We start from the raw sequence: 18,326 nt of genomic DNA on the forward strand, positions 1-18,326 counted from the left end.
AAATTGGAGACCTATACTACTCTCAGAAGGCTATTTGCTCAATCGCGATGTGGCCGCTAACAGAAATTTTCACAATAACTTATAGCTATCTATGAGGGATATTTGCTGTTAAAGCTTAATACTGAGCTTTTAAGCTATTCAAAAGTCGGTCCATGGCCCTATAGCCTAGTGCTTGGGCAATATGCCTGCGTTCAACGTTAGTGCACTTATTTAAGTCGGCAATGGTGCGCGCAACTCTTTGTAAGCGATGGTAACTCCTGACCGATAAACCTAATTTGTTGACGCTTTGTTCCAGAAATAGCAAATCGACCTGCTTGAAATTACCCAACTGCTTTAGCTGCTTGGCCGTTAAGTCACTGTTTAGTACTCCAGCCCGTGCCAGCTGTGATTCTCTGGCAGCTTTAACCCGCAATGCGATGGATTTACTGGTTTCTGCTGCAGCAGTTTTTTGAGTTAACGCACCGTCAGGAAGTCGTGGAACTTCGATAGTCAGATCGAATCTATCTAAAAAAGGCCCAGATAGCCTAGAGAGATATCTCTGGATTTGATCGGGTGTTGCTCTGGCATTATTGGTATCGCCACATGGGCTAGGGTTCATCGCGGCGATTAATTGGAATCGGCTGGCGAAGGTAAGCTTAGCGGCGGCGCGTGAGATAACCACTTCACCAGCTTCCATAGGTTCTCGCAGGCAATCGAGTACCTTACGTGGAAATTCGACCACCTCATCGAGAAACAGTACGCCGCGATGAGCCAAAGATATCTCGCCAGGCTTTGGGTTGCTACCACCCCCCACCAATGAAATTGCTGAGCTAGTATGATGAGGATTTCTAAAAGGTCGCCGGTAAAAATTGTGTGGGTCGATAAATTGGCCTGCTACCGAGTGGAGTGTCGCGACCTCTAAGGCTTCGTCGTAATTGAGTGGTGGCAGTAGTTGCATCATTCTACTGGCCAGCATACTTTTTCCGGTTCCAGGAGGACCCAATAAAAGTAGATTGTGGTTGCCTGCTGCCGCGATTTCTAAGCCTAGCTTGGCCTGATATTGACCAACAACATCACTAAAACATAGCTGAGGTTCTGCGTCATTGGTATTGATCCACTCCAGTCCTGGTTCAATACCGGGAAGTTGAGATTGGCCATGTAAATATTCACTCAGGCCTTGTAGGTGGGAAGCAAAATAAACCTTATTGAAGCCCACTAGTTCGGCCTCGGAGCGATTATCTAAGGGGAGCACCAAAGCTGTATCTTGTTGACGAGCCTCTACGATAACAGGCAGAAGGCCATGACAGTGTCTGATATGGCCTGAAAGGGCCAGTTCGCCGACAAACTCATGTTTATCGAGTGATTTTTTTGGGATTTGATCTGATGCTGCCAAGATGCCGATAGCAATGGGTAGATCATAGCGCCCGCCTTGCTTAGGCAGGTCGGCTGGAGCCAAGTTTACTGTGATGCGTCGCATGGGAAATTCAAATCCCGCATTGATAATCGCGCTACGTACGCGTTCCTTCGCTTCTTTGACTGAGGTCTCAGGTAAGCCAACGAGATTGAATGCGGGTAAGCCATTACTGAGATGAACTTCGACGGTGACAAGAGGGGCTTCTACTCCCTTATTGGCTCTAGTGGCGACACAGGCGAGGGCCATAAACAAATCCTTTTGTTTAGCTGAAGCGTTATCTGGGCTGTTGTTATGAGTGTAGCAGGTAAACCTTGTCAGCTCCTTTGTTGAACGACACCTAAGAGGTTTATCAAAGGATAGGTTATGGATGGAGTACAAGTTATAGTGCTTAAAAATGTCACTAGACGACCGGTCTAGTTTGGCGTAAACTCGCTTCCCATGAAAACAGAATCTCCAACACAATCCACTCGTCAGCATATTCTCGACATTGGCTACAAGCTGATCGTCGCTAAGGGATTTTCCTGTGTGGGATTATCGCAACTGCTGCAAGCGGCAGAGGTGCCAAAGGGCTCCTTTTATCATTATTTCAAGTCGAAAGAGCAGTTTGGTGAAGCGCTTATCCAAGGCTATTTCGACAGCTATAAATCGGATCTAGATAACCTGTTTGGTAATACTAGTCTGAGCGGTTATGAACGCTTGATGACGTACTGGCAGCGATGGCTGACAGCGCAGACCCAAGGTTGTATCGATCAGAAATGCTTGGTGGTTAAACTCAGTGCTGAGGTTGCCGATCTCTCAGAGACGATGCGCTTGGCCCTGCTAAGAGGTTCGGCTGTTGTTATTCAGCAACTAAATGATTGTATTGCGGTGGGTGTCAAAGATGGTTCCATCGCGGAGCAAGAGTCACAATCCACAGCCGAAATGTTGTACCACATGTGGCTAGGTGCCAGTTTGATGAATAAATTGGGCCATAGCTCAGATGCTCTCGATAGAGCGTTAGAGACAACTAAATCTGTACTGCAGCCTAAAGTTTGAAATACAAATAAATTAAAATCCTGCCTACCTAATAGTTAAAGGTACGCGGGGATTTTTTTCAATAAATACTAGACGACTGGTCTATTTTTATCTTGTTAGTGATTAGATAGAGCAGTTCAAATAAGATAATTAGTGTGAGGCAATACCATGTTTAATTTCGATTACTACAACCCGACTCGTATCAGCTTTGGTAAAGGGAAAATTAGTGAGCTTGATAAGTTAGTCCCGCAAGATGCCAAAGTATTGGTGCTATTTGGCGGTAGCAGTGCCCGTAAAACTGGCACCTTAGATGAGGTTAAGCAGGCCCTGGGTCAGCGTGAGTTACTCGAGTTCGGTGGCATTGAACCTAACCCGACCTATGAGACCTTGATGAAGGCGGTCGAAGTCGTCAAAGCAGAGAAGATCGACTTCTTACTCGCTGTGGGCGGCGGCTCTGTGATAGACGGTACTAAGTTTGTCGCTGCGGCGGCTGTTTTTGAGGGTGAACCTTGGGACATCTTGCTCAATTGGGGCGGGAATGTCACTCAGGCTATGCCTTTTGGCACAGTATTAACTCTACCTGCTACCGGCAGTGAGATGAATAATGCCAGCGTAGTGACCCGTAAATCTATCAAGGCAAAACTGCCGTTCCGTAACGATCTTGTGTATCCGCAGTTTTCGGTTTTGGATCCGACTAAGACCTATACCTTACCTGAGCGTCAGGTGGCTAACGGCGTCGTCGATGCCTTTATTCACATTACTGAGCAATACCTGACATATCCGGTCAATGCCGCGGTGCAAGATAGAATAGCCGAAGGCCTTCTCCAGACGCTTATAGAGTTAGGTCCTCAAGTGTTAGTCAATCCAGATGACTATGATATACGGGCCAACTTGATGTGGGTCGCCACGACAGCGCTCAATGGCACCATAGGTAGCGGCGTTCCCCATGATTGGGCGACACATATGATAGGTCATGAACTCACGGCCCTTTATGACATGGACCATGCTCGCACCTTGGCGGTCATTCTGCCTTCATTGCTGACACTGACAAAAGAAGCTAAGCGTGAAAAATTACTCCAGTTTGCTGATCGTGTGTGGCATCTGCAGGAAGGCAGCGATGATGAAAAGATTGAACTGGCTATCACTAAGACCCGCGAGTTCTTCGAAGCGATGGGGATCCCGACTCGACTATCAGACTATGACTTAGGCAAAGAGGATGTTGATGCTGTTATCGCGCAATTAGAAGCGCACGGCATGGTGGCGCTCGGTGAGCACGAGAATATCGATCTCGCCATGAGTCGCGATATTTTAACCTTAGCGCTATAACTTATTTGAATCTATTTCAAGCCGTCGAGTACGGCTTGTTAGCTCGGCTAACGACTAATACCTTTGGGTATGAGATTACTTTTTGAATATTAAGGATCAAAAATGAACATTCTTATGGTACTGACTTCTCACGATAAGCTCGGCGATACTGGTCTTAAGACAGGCTTCTGGTTAGAAGAGTTTGCTGCGCCCTTTTATGTATTTAAAGATAAGGGCCACAGTATTACATTGGCCTCTCCCTTAGGTGGCCAGCCGCCTTTGGACCCTAAGAGTGATGAAATCGATTTTCAAACGGCGGCGACAGATAGATTCGCCAAAGACTCAGATTCTCAGGCGCTACTGGCTAATACTCAGGTTTTAAATAGCATTAATGCCGAAGATTACGACGCGGTATTTTATCCCGGTGGTCATGGTCCATTATGGGATCTGGCCGAAGATAAAGATTCTATCGCACTGATAGAAGCGGTCCATCAGTCAGGCAAGGTACTTGGGCTAGTATGTCATGCACCAGCGGCGCTACAGTATCCCAAAGGGACCGATGGCAAGCCGTTAGTCGATGGTAAACAAGTCACTGGGTTCAGTAACTCAGAAGAAGATGCGGTGCAGTTGACAGATATCGTGCCTTTCTTAGTGGAAGATATGCTGCAACAAAAGGGCGGCACTTATGTGAAGGGCGATGACTGGGCAAGTTTTATCGTCACCGACGGTAACTTGATCACAGGTCAAAATCCCGCATCATCAGATGCGGTAGCCCAAGCCATGATGGCGCAACTTAACCGTTAAGGAAGACCGTTATGATCACCTTGCATCATCTAAATAAGTCGCGCTCTAAACGTATCATCTGGTTGCTCGAAGAGTTGGGTCAGGCTTATGAGATCAGGAGCTATCAACGTGACAGCCAGACATTTTTGGCGCCACCCGAGCTTAAGCAGATCCACGCTCTGGGCAAGTCTCCTGTTATCGAGTTCGATGGTCAGGTTATCGCCGAGTCTGGTGCGATCACCGAGTATCTGATTGAGCGGTTCGCGTCCGACAGGTTAGCACCGGCTCGTAATAGCCAAGATCACATCGATTATCTACAATGGATCCACTTTGCAGAGAGCTCGGCAATATTGCCTCTGCTACTGCGCATGTTCGTCGAAAAAGATGGCTGCACCACGAACTTCCTCGAAGGTTATGCCAAGGTGGAAGTGGAGAAGGTGCTGAATTATTTCAACGATATGCTCGAAGATAAATCCTATTTAGTCGCTGGCAAGCTCAGTGGTGCGGATATCATGATGTCCTTTATCGTTGAGATAGTGCAGAACAATGGCGAATTGAGTAAGTATCCCCATATTGAACGATACGGAGCATTATTAGGTCAGCATTCCAACTGGTTAAAGTCGGTTGAGATTGAAGCTGAACTGGATAAAACCGCTTAATGGTCAGCTTGAAAAAGAGCTAAGCTCACTGCTTTGAGTCTATCTCTTTTTCTCTATTTAGCTGTCTAGCGGGTTATAAAGTTATTCTATATAACCAATTACTCTTATGATTAGATGTTTTATCTAGAAATTAGTTTAAAATTTACTTTCTGCCAATGGTTCTATGAATAAGAGTCACAATTATGCGTTATGAAGTTTGGGAACAGCTAAGGGTTGAAGCCGAAGCCTTGGTTCGTAAAGAACCTTTACTGGCTAGTCATGTTTACTCATCAATACTCAATCATGAGTGTTTAGGCTCGGCATTAAGTTTTATTGTGGCCAATAAACTTTCCGATAGTGTGGTTTCACCTTTTACCTTTCGTGAGCTTTTCGACAAGGCCTTTATTCATTGCGATCAGATGCTGACCAATGTGGCTACCGATATCAAGGCGGTAAAAGAACGCGATCCAGCAATTGTTAGCTACCTAACCGTTATCCTGAACCTCAAAGGTTTTCAAGCTATTCAGGTGCATCGTTTGGCTAACTGTTTGTGGAATCAAGGGCGCACTGAGCTAGCTCAGTTTATTCAGAGCCGTAACTCCGAAGTATTTGGTGTCGATATACACCCTGCTTGTAAAATGGGCACAGGCATTATGTTTGACCATGCAACAGGCATAGTTATCGGTGAAACAGCGGTAATTGATAATAACGTATCGATACTTCAAGGCGTGACATTAGGTGGTACGGGTAATCAGCAGGGAGATCGTCACCCTAAAATTCGTGCAGGCGTGATGATTGGGGCGGGCACACAAGTCTTGGGTAATATCGAGGTGGGTGAAGGGGCTAAAATTGGTGCAGGCTCGGTGGTATTAACCAATGTTGCCGCTCACACCACGGTCGTAGGCGTACCCGCTAAAACAGTGGGTAGACCCGCGTCTATGTGCCCAGCCGAAACGATGGAACAGACGATCTTCGAGTCAGATTGTTAACTAGAATTCAGTGCATCCAATAAGCAAACATTCAGTCATGGAGCATCAGTCATGAATAAATCGTTCATGGCAGTGCTTCTTTTTTATATAAACCACTAATTATGTCAGATGAGTTTGATATATCTGGTAATGCTCATCGTTCTTCTTAGCGTGGTACATGGCCGTATCGGCACTCTTCATGATACTTTTTCTGTTATCACCATCTTTTGGATATTGAGCGATGCCGATACTGACGCCTATGATGAGGGAATGGCTTTCACAACTGATCTCTTTCAGTAACTCGTTTTGTATAGCTTGAGCTATGATGACGGCATCTTCGGCCAAGGTTGATGGCAGTACCACAGTAAGCTCATCTCCACCGAGTCTCGCAGAAATGGCATCTTGTGGGATCATCTTAGTTATTCTGTCTGCAACGACCTGTAGTACGTGATCGCCTTCTGCATGACCGAAAGTATCGTTAATCATTTTAAAATCATCAAGATCCATCATTAGGCAGCTAAACACCTGATCTTCTTCGGCAATCAGCTTATCGATATCCTCATAAAATTGATTGCGGTTGGGCAGGCCTGTTAATGGGTCATGGTGAGTCTGATAGTGTTTTTCTTGGATGGTTTTCTTTAGCTTAAAAATAGTCTCCCGACTCATCTTAGTCACGAGCCAGACGAAGCCACCGCCACCACAGAAGATGATCGCTATGATTAAATCTAAGGTGTCGACCTTATGAGTAAACAGGGTCCATAAAAATCCCAGATAGCCGAAAATAAACATAAAGATCATGCTGAGTAAGACTAGCCAGCCATTATGTTGATGATCTGGGATATTGCACACCTGGTGAGTGGGAACCAGAGAGGCAATCAACCCTAACAATCCAATAATTACCAAGACAATCGCAACAATATCCATAGTGCTCTGTTGATAGTTCCATTAAGTAATATTAAGCAGGCTTGTTGTGGACGATTTTTATTGGCTTAAGTATAGATGAACTTATTGGGAGGGCGCGAAGGTGAACCTAGCACCTACTATTTAGATGCTATTTTTTGCTTTATACGGATAGGTACTAGAGAAACTTACCTATATCACCTTCAAAAAGGCGGCAAGGATAGGATCTTCAAGCCGATTTTTTTTACAGCAGCATCCCAACTCGAAAGGGGGAATGTCTATAGGTGTGGGGATGATTTGAATACGATCTCTCACTGGGCTGTTAGTGATAACCACTTCAGGGGTAATACTGACGCCACAACCAAGTGCCACCATAGAGGCAATCGCTTCTTGTCCAGAGACTTGGGCATAAATATTAGGGATGAGCCCAAGTTGTTTAAACCAGTTGTCGATACGTCGCCTTCCCGGGCCGTGTTCAGGCACGATAAAGGGCAGGCGATCCCAGGGAACATAAGACTCTGTTAATAGTTCTTGCACCTGACAACGGTATGTCGGGGCTATGATGACTAGAGGAATGTCATCTATCTTGGCGAAATATAGATTTTCAGGGAAAGGGTCTGGTAGGGCGGCGATGGCGATATCGACGCGATTATTTTTGACTTCATTCACTGCGTTGGCGGCATCACCCGTTGTCAGGGTGATTTCAACCAAAGGGTGTTCACGTCTAAAACTATCGAGTAGCCCAGGCAGATGGCTATAAGCTGCAGTGACCGAGCAGTAAAGGTTTAGCCGACCTCTGAGCAGATCTTGCTTTGGGTCAATCTTGGTCTTAAGTTTGGTCCAATGATCTAGAGTCTGTTCGGCGAAGTGGCGGTATTCAACGCCAGCGCTGGTCAGGGACACACTGCGGTTATCACGTAGGAAAAGCTTGGCACCAACCTCATCTTCTAGCCTCTGCATGGCTCGGCTCAATGTCGATGGGCTGACATGCATCGCCTGAGCGGTTCTGGAAAAGTGTAGGCTTTCCGAGAGATGCAGGTAGAGTTTGATTGTTTTTATGTCCATTTTTACCTCATCAGGATTCAGGTGCCCAGCTATTCGGTATTGCAATATCTGCAACGCAGTATCCCGAATATATCATTTTAAGCAATCTAAATCATGAGCTATAGTGATCTCAATCACTGCTCTAGCGCATCTTATTTCAGCGCGTGGAGCAAGTTTCCTAAATTCGATACAGAAGGTGGTATATCAGATGGCTAACTATTTTAACTCTCTGAACTTGCGTCAACAATTAGAACAGCTGGCACAGTGCCGCTTTATGGATCGTAATGAATTTAGTGAAGGCTGTGACTTCATTAAGGGCTGGAACATTGTCATTCTAGGCTGTGGTGCTCAAGGTCTAAATCAGGGCTTGAACATGCGTGACTCTGGTCTGAATATCGCTTATGCGCTTCGCGCCGAGGCGATTGAAGAGCAACGTGCTTCATATCAAAAAGCAACCGGCAATGGTTTCCGCGTAGGCACTATCGAAGAGCTTATTCCCGATGCCGATCTCGTACTAAACTTGACGCCAGATAAGCAGCACACTAACGCTGTGACGACTGTTATGCCGTTGATGAAGCAAGGCGCAACTCTGTCTTACTCTCACGGTTTCAATATCGTTGAAGAGGGGATGCAGGTTCGTGAAGACATCACAGTCATCATGGTCGCACCTAAGTGTCCTGGCACCGAAGTACGTGAAGAATATAAGCGTGGATTTGGTGTGCCGACTCTGATTGCGGTTCACCCTGAGAACGACCCTCAAGGTCAAGGTTTCGATATCGCTAAGGCTTATGCCAGTGCAACAGGTGGCGACCGTGCGGGTGTGCTTCACTCATCATTCATTGCAGAAGTTAAGTCTGACCTTATGGGTGAGCAGACCATTCTTTGTGGCATGCTACAAACAGGCGCAATTCTTGGTTACGAGAAGATGGTTGCCGACGGTGTAGAGCCTGGTTATGCAGCGAAACTGATTCAACAAGGTTGGGAAACAACCACTGAGGCGCTTAAGCATGGTGGTATTACCAACATGATGGATCGCCTGTCTAATCCAGCCAAGATCAAAGCATTCGATATGGCTGACGAGTTAAAGGTCATTCTTGCTCCTCTGTTCGAAAAGCACATGGATGACATCATAGGTGGTGAGTTCTCTCGTACCATGATGACCGATTGGGCTAATGATGATGCAAATTTGCTGAAGTGGCGCGCCGAGACGGGTGAAACCGCCTTCGAAAATGCCCCCGTTAGCGATGAAGATATCGATGAGCAGACTTATTTCGATAAAGGTATCTTCCTTGTGGCCATGATTAAGGCGGGTGTTGAGCTAGCGTTCGATACTATGGTTTCTGCCGGTATCATCCAAGAGTCGGCTTATTATGAGTCGCTACATGAAACCCCACTTATTGCTAACACCATTGCGCGTAAGCGTCTCTATGAGATGAACGTGGTTATCTCAGATACTGCAGAATACGGTTGTTACCTGTTTAACCATGCAGCCGTACCTATGCTGCGTGAATATGTACAGAACATGTCCCCAGAGTTCTTAGGCCGCGGACTAACTGATAGCAACAATGGTGTCGATAACCAGCGCTTAATCGAAGTGAACGCCGCCATTCGTGGTACAGGCGTTGAAAAGATAGGTGCCGAGCTACGTGGTCATATGACGGCTATGCAGCAAATTGTCGAAGAGAAGTAAAAGATAATTTCAAGATAGAGGCTAGGTTACCGAGTCATTTAAAGCGCTGACTGAATGTTATCGTTTGAATATTGAAACTAAGTGTTTCTTCTCGGTAAAAGGTTTTTGTTGTGTTTTTTATTGGCTTTGTGGTATTGATTAATGGTCTTGAGAATTAATGATCTCGAGAGAGTTAATCAAACAGACACCGAATTTAAGCAAACTAATTAGGAAACAGTGTAAACATGATAAACCAAGCTGCCCTACTCATTATTGAGATTATTACCGTGGTGATTATTAGATCACAGCGGGGGGCTCCCATGGCGCATCGAAACACCTAATTAGGTAAAGATTGCAACTAACCCCCCGCTCCGAAAGGACCGGGGGGTTTTTCGTTTAAAGCCCAGATGAAAGATAAGACTTAGGCTTTACCCTACAAATACTGGACAGTGAACGTTCAGCAAAGAGTGAGAGATGCAAATGGAACAAGGGCAGACACAGCAAGGTGATCCTAAAAACGGGCAAGCGGAGCAAGGCGAGACTCATTCCCCACAAAGGATGCGTGGTGCCGATGCGGTTATCAAGGCATTGGTCGACCATGGGGTCACTAATATCTTTGGTTATCCAGGTGGCGCTATTATGCCTATCTATGACGCACTCTATGGCGCTCCTGTTGAACACCTTCTTAGTCGTCATGAACAAGGTGCAGCTTTTGCGGCTCTAGGTTATGCCCGTGCGACAGGCAAGACAGGCGTGTGTTTTGCAACATCAGGTCCGGGGGCTACCAATCTTGTTACTTCACTCGCTGATGCCTTGCTCGATTCGGTCCCTGTCGTTGCTATCACAGGTCAGGTCTCTACTGCCGTTATCGGGACTGATGCGTTTCAGGAGATCGATGTTCTGGGTATGTCGCTGTCGTGTACTAAACACAGCTTCATGGTGACAGAGATGGATCAGCTAGTGCCGACCCTTTATAAAGCCTTTGAGATAGCGGCATCCGGTCGACCAGGTCCTGTATTGGTTGATATTCCTAAAGATATTCAGATTGGCATGATGGAGTATAAGACTCCACAGCAAGAGAAAATGTCGCTACCAGTATTTGAAAGTGCAGATATTGATGCTGCACTGACGCTGCTTAACCAAACCAAGAAACCTATGCTCTATGTGGGCGGTGGTGTCGGTATGGCCAAAGCCGTACCTGAGTTACGTGAATTTATTGAGGTGACTGGGATCCCCTCTGTGGCAACGCTTAAGGGTTTGGGCACTATTGAGAAAGAGACTGCAGGCTATTTAGGGATGTTGGGCATGCATGGCTCGAAAGCGGCAAATATTGCCGTTCAGGAGTGCGACTTATTAATCGTTGTCGGCGCACGTTTCGATGATCGGGTTACCGGTCGTTTAGCCTCTTTTGCCGAACACGCCAAGGTGATCCATCTAGATATCGATGCCGCAGAACTCGGTAAGCTACGCTTGCCGGAAGTCGCCATTGCCGGTGATCTACGTCAGATACTGCCAGCATTGGCCACTGAGCTGGAAATCGCTCCTTGGTGCGCTGAAGTTGAGCTGCTAAAAGACGAGCATCAGTGGAATTATGACCGTCCCGGTGAGCTGATTTTTGCTCCTGCTATGCTGAAGCGCTTAGCAGATAAGCTGCCAGAGGATAGTGCGGTATGTTGTGATGTAGGTCAGCATCAGATGTGGGTGGCGCAGCATATGTGGTTCCGTAATCCTGAAGATCATCTATCTAGTTCAGGCCTTGGCACCATGGGGTTCGGTTTACCAGCCGCTATTGGCGCTAAGGTTTCTCGTCCCGATGCTACCGTGGTTGCCGTTTCTGGCGATGGCTCATTTATGATGAACGTACAGGAACTCACTACGATTAAGCGTCGTAAGTTAGCGGTAAAAATTCTGCTTATCGACAACCAAAAGTTGGGCATGGTGAAACAGTGGCAGCAGCTGTTCTTTGAAGAGCGCTATAGCGAGACTGACCTTTCCGATAACCCGGACTTTGTCACCTTGGCATCGGCATTCGATATCCCCGGCCGTACCATCACCACAACAGATCAAGTGGAAGAAGCGTTAGAGCACTTAGTCAACTGTGAAGGCCCATACCTGCTGCATGTGAAAATAGATGACGCTCACAATGTCTGGCCGCTCGTCCCACCAGGAGCTTGTAACAGAGACATGATGGAAGAGATGGATAAACAGACTTAACGCTGTGTGGTCACTCATCCCACAAGAATCGTGCTTATAGTCACGACATGATGGAAGAGATGGATTAACGCACAAAGCAGGTAAAGAACAAGTGGATAGGGAGTAGAGATGAGTTATCAATTGAGCTTAACCTTAGTACAGCAGCCTGAAGTGTTGGAGCGTGTATTGAGAGTGGTGCGTCATCGTGGTTTTAAGGTGACCAAGATGGAGATGCAGCTAGCAGATGACACTGCACTGCTACACATGCAGGTTGAGAGTGACCGAGCGATTGAATTATTAACCAATCAAATAGAGAAGCTTTATGACGTTATTAATTGCCAAGTGAAGCTTCAGTGAGCAGTGAGTAGATCATTAGGCCCGATTTTAAATTTAGATAACGTACAGCGAAAAGCTAAAGCATTGCAGTAGCTATTGTAGAGAGTGAGGAGATTGAGATGACCGCGAAGAAAGCAGAGTTTATATGGTTTAATGGTGAGATGATGCCTTGGGGTGATGCTAAGGTGCATGTTATGTCCCATGGCCTACATTATGGCTCGTCTGTCTTCGAGGGGATCCGTGTCTATGATACCCATATCGGTCCCGCGGGGTTTCGTCTAACCGACCATGTTCAGCGTCTGTTCGATTCGGCTAAGATCTATCGTATGCCAATTCCTTATACATTAGATGAACTGATGCAAGCCTGCAGTGATAGTGTGCAGCAAAATGGCCTCAAGAGTGCCTACATTCGTCCGTTAGCTTTTTATGGTGATGTAGGCATGGGGATCACCCCACCTAAAGATGCCGTGTGTGATGTTATGGTCGCAGCCTTTCCCTGGGGAGCCTATTTAGGTGAAGACAGTATGGAAGCGGGTGTTGATGTTGCCGTCAGCTCCTGGAACCGACTCGCGCCCAATACCATACCTACGGGCGCCAAAGCGGGGGGGAATTATTTGTCATCGATTCAGATCTCGACAGAGGCAAAACGCAACGGTTTCGATGAAGGTATCGCACTCGATGTAAATGGCCTGGTGAGTGAAGGTGCAGGTGCCAACCTATTTGTGGTAAAAAAAGGTAAAATCTATACGCCGCCAGCGACCGCTGCCATTTTGATGGGCTTGACCCGAGATAGCATCATGATCTTGGCTCGTGATAAGGGCTATGAAGTTGTTGAAGAGGCGATGTCACGAGAGTTTCTCTACCTTGCTGACGAGATATTTATGACCGGCACAGCCGCAGAAATTGTGCCTGTACGTAGCGTAGATAGAATTGAAGTGGGTACGGGCAAACGTGGCCCGATCACTAAGTCGATTCAGGACAGTTTCTTCGGCCTGTTTAATGGTGAGACCGAAGACAAGTGGGGTTGGTTAGAGGTTTTATAAAAGAAGGTTTTAGGTTTTAGAACCTAGGTCCTAGGAAAGCAAAAAATACAGCAGCCTAAGAGTTGACTCTTGGACTTAAAAATTAATTTGAAGGTAAGATTGAGTCGTTTCTTCATCCTAGGAACTCGTACCTTCTCAATAAGGACAATCGCAATGCCAAAATTACGTTCAGCTACCAGTACCGAAGGTCGTAACATGGCCGGAGCTCGCGCCCTATGGCGTGCAACCGGCGTTAAAGATGGTGATTTTGGTAAGCCAATTATTGCGATTTCCAACTCTTTCACTCAATTTGTTCCCGGCCATGTACACCTTAAAGACATGGGCTCATTAGTCGCCGGTGCTATCGAAGAAGCGGGCGGAATTGCCAAAGAGTTTAATACTATCGCGGTAGATGACGGTATTGCCATGGGTCATGGCGGTATGTTGTACAGCTTGCCATCGCGTGATCTTATTGCTGACAGCGTCGAGTACATGGTTAATGCCCACTGCGCCGACGCGTTAGTGTGTATCTCCAACTGTGACAAAATTACCCCAGGCATGCTGATGGCGGCATTACGTCTAAATATTCCGGTAATTTTCGTCTCCGGTGGCCCAATGGAAGCGGGCAAGACTAAGCTTTCTGACAAGATCATCAAGCTCGACTTAGTTGATGCAATGGTGGCTGGCGCTGACAGTCGCGTATCGGATGCTGACAGTGAACAAATCGAACGTAGTGCTTGCCCTACTTGTGGGTCATGCTCCGGTATGTTTACCGCCAACTCGATGAACTGCTTAACCGAAGCCTTAGGTTTATCTCTGCCTGGTAATGGTTCAATGCTGGCGACACATGCAGATCGTCGCGAACTTTTCTTAGAAGCGGGTCGCCGCATCATGGATCTTGCGACCCGTTATTATAGAGATGACGATGAGTCAGCGCTGCCGCGTAACATAGCTAACTTCAAGGCGTTCGAAAATGCCACGGTCTTAGATATCGCCATGGGCGGATCGAGTAACACGGTATTGCACCTGATAGCCGCGGCTCATGAGGCAGAAGTTGATTTCACCATGGCTGATATCGACAGACTTTCACGTAAAGTGCCTCATCTGTGTAAAGTAGCCCCAGCGACACCAGAATACCATATGGAAGACGTGCATCGTGCCGGTGGCGTGATGGGGATTTTGGGCGAGCTCGATAGAGCGGGCTTGCTCCATAACGACGCATATCATGTTGCAGGTAAGAGTTTAAAAGACGTATTAGCCAAATGGGACATTGCTCAAAGCGATGATGCAAGCGTACATAAGTTTTACTCAGCGGGCCCTGCCGGCATTCCAACGACTAAGGCATTTAGCCAATCTTGTCGCTGGGATAGCGTAGATGATGACCGCGAAGCTGGTTGTATCCGCAAGCGTGAGTTTGCCTTCAGTCAAGAAGGTGGTTTGGCTGTCCTTGCCGGTAATATCGCACTCGATGGTTGTATTGTTAAGACCGCAGGTGTCGATGAAGAAAATCATATTTTTATTGGCTCGGCTCGCGTTTATGAAAGCCAAGATGACGCGGTTGCAGGTATTTTAAATGGTGAAGTGGTAGCCGGTGATGTGGTGGTTATTCGCTATGAAGGCCCTAAGGGAGGCCCTGGTATGCAGGAGATGCTTTACCCGACCAGTTACCTTAAGTCACGTGGCCTGGGTAAGGCTTGTGCCCTTATCACAGATGGTCGTTTCTCCGGTGGTACTTCAGGCCTGTCTATCGGCCATGTTTCTCCAGAAGCTGCGGCTGGTGGCACCATAGGTCTGGTTGAGACCGGTGACAGAATTGAAATTGATATTCCGGCTCGCTCGATCAAACTTGCTATCAGCGATACTGAGTTAGCGGCTCGTCGCACTGCAATGGAAGGCCGTGGTAAGCAAGCGTGGAAGCCAGTGAATCGTGAACGCTCTGTTTCTCTGGCACTCAAGGCCTATGCACTTCTTGCAACCAGTGCCGATAAAGGTGCTGTGCGAGATGTAACCATGCTGGAGGATTAATATGACGACTCTTGCTTCAAGCTCACAAGAAGGTTCAACCACAAACTTGCAAGTGGATTTGGCTCACTATTATCTGCAGAAGACCTTGCTGTCTTCTGTCTATGATGTGGCCAAAGTTACCCCACTCTCTAGCTTAAATAAATTGTCAGCTCGTCTAGGTTGCCAGGTGTTTCTTAAGCGTGAGGATATGCAGCCAGTACACTCTTTTAAGCTGCGTGGCGCTTACAATAAAATATCTGAATTGACTAGCGATGAGTGTCAATCTGGCGTGGTATGTGCCTCTGCGGGCAATCATGCTCAAGGGGTTGCCATGTCGGCAGTCGCTCGTGGTATTAGCGCCGTTATCGTGATGCCAGAAACCACACCAGAGATTAAAGTTGATGCGGTTAGACGTCTCGGCGGTAAAGTCGTTCTCCACGGTCAGGCATTCGATCAGGCCAATGCTCATGCTCAAAAACTCGCCGAGACTGAAGGGCGAGTGTATGTCGCGCCATTTGATGATGAGGCGGTGATTGCCGGTCAAGGAACCGTCGCTCAAGAGATGCTGCAGCAGCAAAGAGATTTAGAGATTGTTTTTGTACCCGTTGGTGGTGGTGGCCTGATCGCCGGTATTGCCGCATTTTATAAAGCCGTTATGCCCCAAGTTAAAATCATCGGTGTAGAGCCGGAAGATTCTGCTTGCTTGAAAGCAGCACTGCAAGCCGATGAACGTGTGGTCCTGTCTCAAGTTGGCTTATTTGCCGATGGTGTGGCCGTTAAGCAGATCGGCGCTGCGCCATTTGAAGTCGCTCGTCAGTATGTGGATGGGGTGATAACCGTAAGCTCAGATGAGATCTGTGCTGCGGTTAAAGATATTTTCGAAGATACTCGCGCCATCGCCGAGCCAGCCGGTGCACTATCACTTGCCGGTCTCAAGAAATATATGGGTGATGCCGGTCAAGGCGAGAAAGTGGCCGCCATTCTCAGTGGCGCCAATGTTAACTTTCATAGCCTGAGATATATCTCCGAGCGCTGTGAACTTGGAGAGAAAAAAGAGGCTATTCTGGCGGTTAAAGTCCCTGAACGTCCTGGTATCTTTCTGCGTTTTTGTGAGCTGTTAGAAAAACGCGTGATGACCGAATTTAACTATCGATTTAGCAGTCGCGATAAAGCGGTGGTTTTTGCTGGGATCCGTTTGTCTGAAGGGCAGAGTGAGCTCGATGAGATCATCGCTAGGCTGGAGAATGATGGTTTTGAAGTTCAAGATCTCTCCCATGATGAAACCGCTAAGTTACATGTTCGCTATATGGTGGGCGGTCTGCCACCAGAGGAGCTTGATGAGCGGTTACTTAGCTTCGAGTTCCCAGAGCATCCAGGCGCGCTATTTAAGTTTCTGACTACTCTGCAGAGCAAATGGAATATTAGTTTGTTCCATTACCGCAACCACGGCGCCGCTTTTGGTAAGGTATTAGCAGGTTTTGAGGTTCCTGAATCTGATAATGAGGCTTTCCAGCAGTTTTTGACTGAGCTTGGATTTGTGTATCAGGAGGAGACTAATAGCCCTGCCTATAAGCTCTTCTTGGATAATAGAGAGTAAGTCTTGTGAGACTCATGGTGTAAGCATTTATAAGAAGGGACGCATTTGCGTCCTTTTTTATGATATGGTCAATATTCAAACACTAGTTTGAATATGAGTTAGCCTTAAGTCCACTTGCGCTAAACTGCAATCAAGATGATAGTAAAAACAAGATGCCAAAAGGCACATAGTACGAATACTGTTAATACGTAGGGAGTTAGCTATAGCGATAGTTAGGCTGAACAAATAGTTAATACCACATAATCTAGAGTTTTCGAGGAAATATGATGTTAGCAGCACCTAAGATTGATTCGTTTTATCCCCCGCGTAGAACCTTGATGGGACCAGGTCCCTCTGATGTGTATCCTGAAGTGCTCGCCGCACAATCCCGTCCGACTATTGGCCACTTAGACCCACTATTTGTCGGTATGATGGATGAGCTTAAATCACTTATTCAATATGCGTTCCAGACAGAAAATGAGATGACCTTAGCGGTTTCTGCACCAGGCAGTGCCGGTATGGAAACCTGTTTTGTGAATCTTGTTGAAGCTGGTGAAAAGGTCATTGTTTGTCGAAATGGCGTATTTGGCGAGCGCATGCGTCAGAACGTTGAGCGCGTTGGTGCCACAGCGGTTATGGTTGATAACGAGTGGGGTGAGGCGGTCAGCCCTAGCGATGTCGAAGCGGCATTAAAGGCTCATCCAGATGCTAAGTTTTTAGCCTTCGTTCATGCAGAGACTTCTACCGGCGCACTTTCAGATGCTAAGCGTTTATGTGCACTGGCAAAACAATATGATTGCTTATCGATCGTCGATGCCGTGACATCAGTGGGTGGCGTCGAACTTAGGGTCGATGAGTGGGGCATAGATGCTATTTACGCTGGTAGTCAGAAATGTCTATCTTGTGTGCCTGGCTTGTCACCTGTGTCGTTTTCACCTGCTGCAGTGGCAAAGATTAAAGCCAGAACCACTCAGGTACAAAGCTGGTTTTTAGATCAGACATTGGTAATGGGTTATTGGAGCGGTACGGCTGATAACAGTGCCAAGCGCAGTTATCACCATACAGCGCCAGTCAATGCGCTTTATGCGCTACATGAATCTTTACGAATACTGGCCAATGAAGGCTTAGAGGCGGCGTGGCAGCGACATGCAGATATGCATCAGATATTACGCCAAGGCTTAGAAGGTTTAGGGCTAAAGTTTGTTGTCGATGAGGCTTCACGTTTGCCACAGCTCAACGCAGTTTTTATTCCAGCAGGGATAGATGATGTAGCGGTGCGCAACTTGCTTTTAGAAAACTATAACCTTGAAATCGGTGCCGGTCTTGGTGCATTAGCGGGTAAGGCATGGCGTATTGGCTTGATGGGCTTTGGTGCTCGCCGCGAGAATGTGGCCTTGTGTTTAAAGGCGCTGGAAGAAGTACTGAATTAGACAGTTAATTCGTCAATACACTATAGGAAGGCCATTCGATTTCGAATGGCC

The 18,326-nt window shown here is 47.0% G+C and carries 15 protein-coding genes; 12 read left to right on the forward strand and 3 right to left on the reverse strand.

The genetic code is table 11. From position 1 onward, the window contains the following. Positions 1-115 precede the first annotated feature (115 nt). Positions 116-1,639 carry a YifB family Mg chelatase-like AAA ATPase gene (locus FM038_RS02240; protein ID WP_142871758.1) on the reverse strand — a complete coding sequence of 508 codons (1,524 nt, stop codon included), beginning with the start codon at positions 1,637-1,639 and terminating at the stop codon, positions 116-118. A 192-nt stretch (positions 1,640-1,831) separates the two neighbouring features. On the opposite strand from FM038_RS02240, the gene FM038_RS02245 reads away from it, so the two are divergent. The 5 genes from FM038_RS02245 (at position 1,832) to cysE (ending at position 6,122) form a co-directional block, all read left to right on the forward strand. Next, positions 1,832-2,428, forward strand: coding sequence for a TetR/AcrR family transcriptional regulator (locus FM038_RS02245; RefSeq protein WP_142871759.1), 597 nt, complete (start codon positions 1,832-1,834; stop codon positions 2,426-2,428). 147 nt (positions 2,429-2,575) lie between these two features. Beyond that, complete coding sequence (locus tag FM038_RS02250; protein WP_142871760.1) at positions 2,576-3,733, forward strand: iron-containing alcohol dehydrogenase; 1,158 nt, start codon at positions 2,576-2,578, stop codon at positions 3,731-3,733. A gap of 102 nt (positions 3,734-3,835) precedes the next feature. Beyond that, on the forward strand, positions 3,836-4,516 hold the full coding sequence (locus FM038_RS02255; RefSeq protein WP_142871761.1) for a type 1 glutamine amidotransferase domain-containing protein: 681 nt from the start codon (positions 3,836-3,838) through the stop codon (positions 4,514-4,516). 11 nt (positions 4,517-4,527) lie between these two features. Further along, a complete protein-coding gene (locus FM038_RS02260; protein ID WP_142871762.1) occupies positions 4,528-5,154 on the forward strand; it encodes a glutathione S-transferase family protein in 627 nt (208 codons plus the stop codon). A 182-nt stretch (positions 5,155-5,336) separates the two neighbouring features. Further along, complete coding sequence (gene cysE / locus FM038_RS02265) at positions 5,337-6,122, forward strand: serine O-acetyltransferase (RefSeq protein ID WP_142871763.1); 786 nt, start codon at positions 5,337-5,339, stop codon at positions 6,120-6,122. A 99-nt stretch (positions 6,123-6,221) separates the two neighbouring features. On the opposite strand, the gene FM038_RS02270 is transcribed toward cysE, so the two are convergent. Next, on the reverse strand, positions 6,222-7,025 hold the full coding sequence (locus FM038_RS02270; protein WP_142871764.1) for a GGDEF domain-containing protein: 804 nt from the start codon (positions 7,023-7,025) through the stop codon (positions 6,222-6,224). A 168-nt stretch (positions 7,026-7,193) separates the two neighbouring features. Further along, complete coding sequence (ilvY, locus tag FM038_RS02275; protein ID WP_142871765.1) at positions 7,194-8,066, reverse strand: HTH-type transcriptional activator IlvY; 873 nt, start codon at positions 8,064-8,066, stop codon at positions 7,194-7,196. 187 nt (positions 8,067-8,253) lie between these two features. Here ilvY and ilvC point away from each other — a divergent pair, with 187 nt between their 5' ends. From ilvC to FM038_RS02310, 7 genes are all read left to right on the forward strand, one after another. Next, positions 8,254-9,735, forward strand: a complete 1,482-nt coding sequence (gene ilvC, locus FM038_RS02280) for a ketol-acid reductoisomerase (RefSeq protein WP_142871766.1) — start codon at positions 8,254-8,256, stop codon at positions 9,733-9,735. Positions 9,736-10,272: 537 nt separating this feature from the next. Beyond that, positions 10,273-11,928, forward strand: coding sequence for an acetolactate synthase 2 catalytic subunit (gene ilvG, locus FM038_RS02285; protein ID WP_142872893.1), 1,656 nt, complete (start codon positions 10,273-10,275; stop codon positions 11,926-11,928). A gap of 108 nt (positions 11,929-12,036) precedes the next feature. Next, positions 12,037-12,264 carry an acetolactate synthase 2 small subunit gene (ilvM, locus tag FM038_RS02290; protein WP_142871768.1) on the forward strand — a complete coding sequence of 76 codons (228 nt, stop codon included), beginning with the start codon at positions 12,037-12,039 and terminating at the stop codon, positions 12,262-12,264. Between the two features lie 98 nt (positions 12,265-12,362). Beyond that, positions 12,363-13,286, forward strand: coding sequence for a branched-chain amino acid transaminase (locus FM038_RS02295; RefSeq protein WP_142871769.1), 924 nt, complete (start codon positions 12,363-12,365; stop codon positions 13,284-13,286). 153 nt (positions 13,287-13,439) lie between these two features. Next, positions 13,440-15,290, forward strand: a complete 1,851-nt coding sequence (gene ilvD, locus FM038_RS02300) for a dihydroxy-acid dehydratase (RefSeq protein ID WP_142871770.1) — start codon at positions 13,440-13,442, stop codon at positions 15,288-15,290. Position 15,291: 1 nt separating this feature from the next. Further along, positions 15,292-16,866 carry a threonine ammonia-lyase, biosynthetic gene (gene ilvA, locus FM038_RS02305; protein ID WP_142871771.1) on the forward strand — a complete coding sequence of 525 codons (1,575 nt, stop codon included), beginning with the start codon at positions 15,292-15,294 and terminating at the stop codon, positions 16,864-16,866. A 266-nt stretch (positions 16,867-17,132) separates the two neighbouring features. Next, a complete protein-coding gene (locus FM038_RS02310) occupies positions 17,133-18,275 on the forward strand; it encodes a pyridoxal-phosphate-dependent aminotransferase family protein (protein WP_142872894.1) in 1,143 nt (380 codons plus the stop codon). Positions 18,276-18,326 lie beyond the last annotated feature (51 nt).

This window comes from Shewanella eurypsychrophilus, from assembly GCF_007004545.3.
Taxonomy (GTDB): Bacteria; Pseudomonadota; Gammaproteobacteria; order Enterobacterales; family Shewanellaceae; genus Shewanella; species Shewanella eurypsychrophilus.

Excerpts from the sequence above, each read along its gene's own strand:
- ilvG (WP_142872893.1), top strand. The coding sequence starts at position 10,273 with ATGCGTGGTGCCGATGCGGTTATCAAGGCATTGGTCGACCATGGGGTC.
- cysE (WP_142871763.1), top strand. The coding sequence starts at position 5,337 with ATGCGTTATGAAGTTTGGGAACAGCTAAGGGTTGAAGCCGAAGCCTTG.
- ilvD (WP_142871770.1), top strand. The coding sequence starts at position 13,440 with ATGCCAAAATTACGTTCAGCTACCAGTACCGAAGGTCGTAACATGGCC.
- FM038_RS02240 (WP_142871758.1), bottom strand. The coding sequence starts at position 1,639 with ATGGCCCTCGCCTGTGTCGCCACTAGAGCCAATAAGGGAGTAGAAGCC.
- ilvC (WP_142871766.1), top strand. The coding sequence starts at position 8,254 with ATGGCTAACTATTTTAACTCTCTGAACTTGCGTCAACAATTAGAACAG.
- FM038_RS02255 (WP_142871761.1), top strand. The coding sequence starts at position 3,836 with ATGAACATTCTTATGGTACTGACTTCTCACGATAAGCTCGGCGATACT.
- FM038_RS02295 (WP_142871769.1), top strand. The coding sequence starts at position 12,363 with ATGACCGCGAAGAAAGCAGAGTTTATATGGTTTAATGGTGAGATGATG.
- ilvM (WP_142871768.1), top strand. The coding sequence starts at position 12,037 with ATGAGTTATCAATTGAGCTTAACCTTAGTACAGCAGCCTGAAGTGTTG.
- FM038_RS02270 (WP_142871764.1), bottom strand. The coding sequence starts at position 7,025 with ATGGATATTGTTGCGATTGTCTTGGTAATTATTGGATTGTTAGGGTTG.
- FM038_RS02250 (WP_142871760.1), top strand. The coding sequence starts at position 2,576 with ATGTTTAATTTCGATTACTACAACCCGACTCGTATCAGCTTTGGTAAA.
- FM038_RS02260 (WP_142871762.1), top strand. The coding sequence starts at position 4,528 with ATGATCACCTTGCATCATCTAAATAAGTCGCGCTCTAAACGTATCATC.
- ilvY (WP_142871765.1), bottom strand. The coding sequence starts at position 8,066 with ATGGACATAAAAACAATCAAACTCTACCTGCATCTCTCGGAAAGCCTA.
- FM038_RS02310 (WP_142872894.1), top strand. The coding sequence starts at position 17,133 with ATGTTAGCAGCACCTAAGATTGATTCGTTTTATCCCCCGCGTAGAACC.
- ilvA (WP_142871771.1), top strand. The coding sequence starts at position 15,292 with ATGACGACTCTTGCTTCAAGCTCACAAGAAGGTTCAACCACAAACTTG.
- FM038_RS02245 (WP_142871759.1), top strand. The coding sequence starts at position 1,832 with ATGAAAACAGAATCTCCAACACAATCCACTCGTCAGCATATTCTCGAC.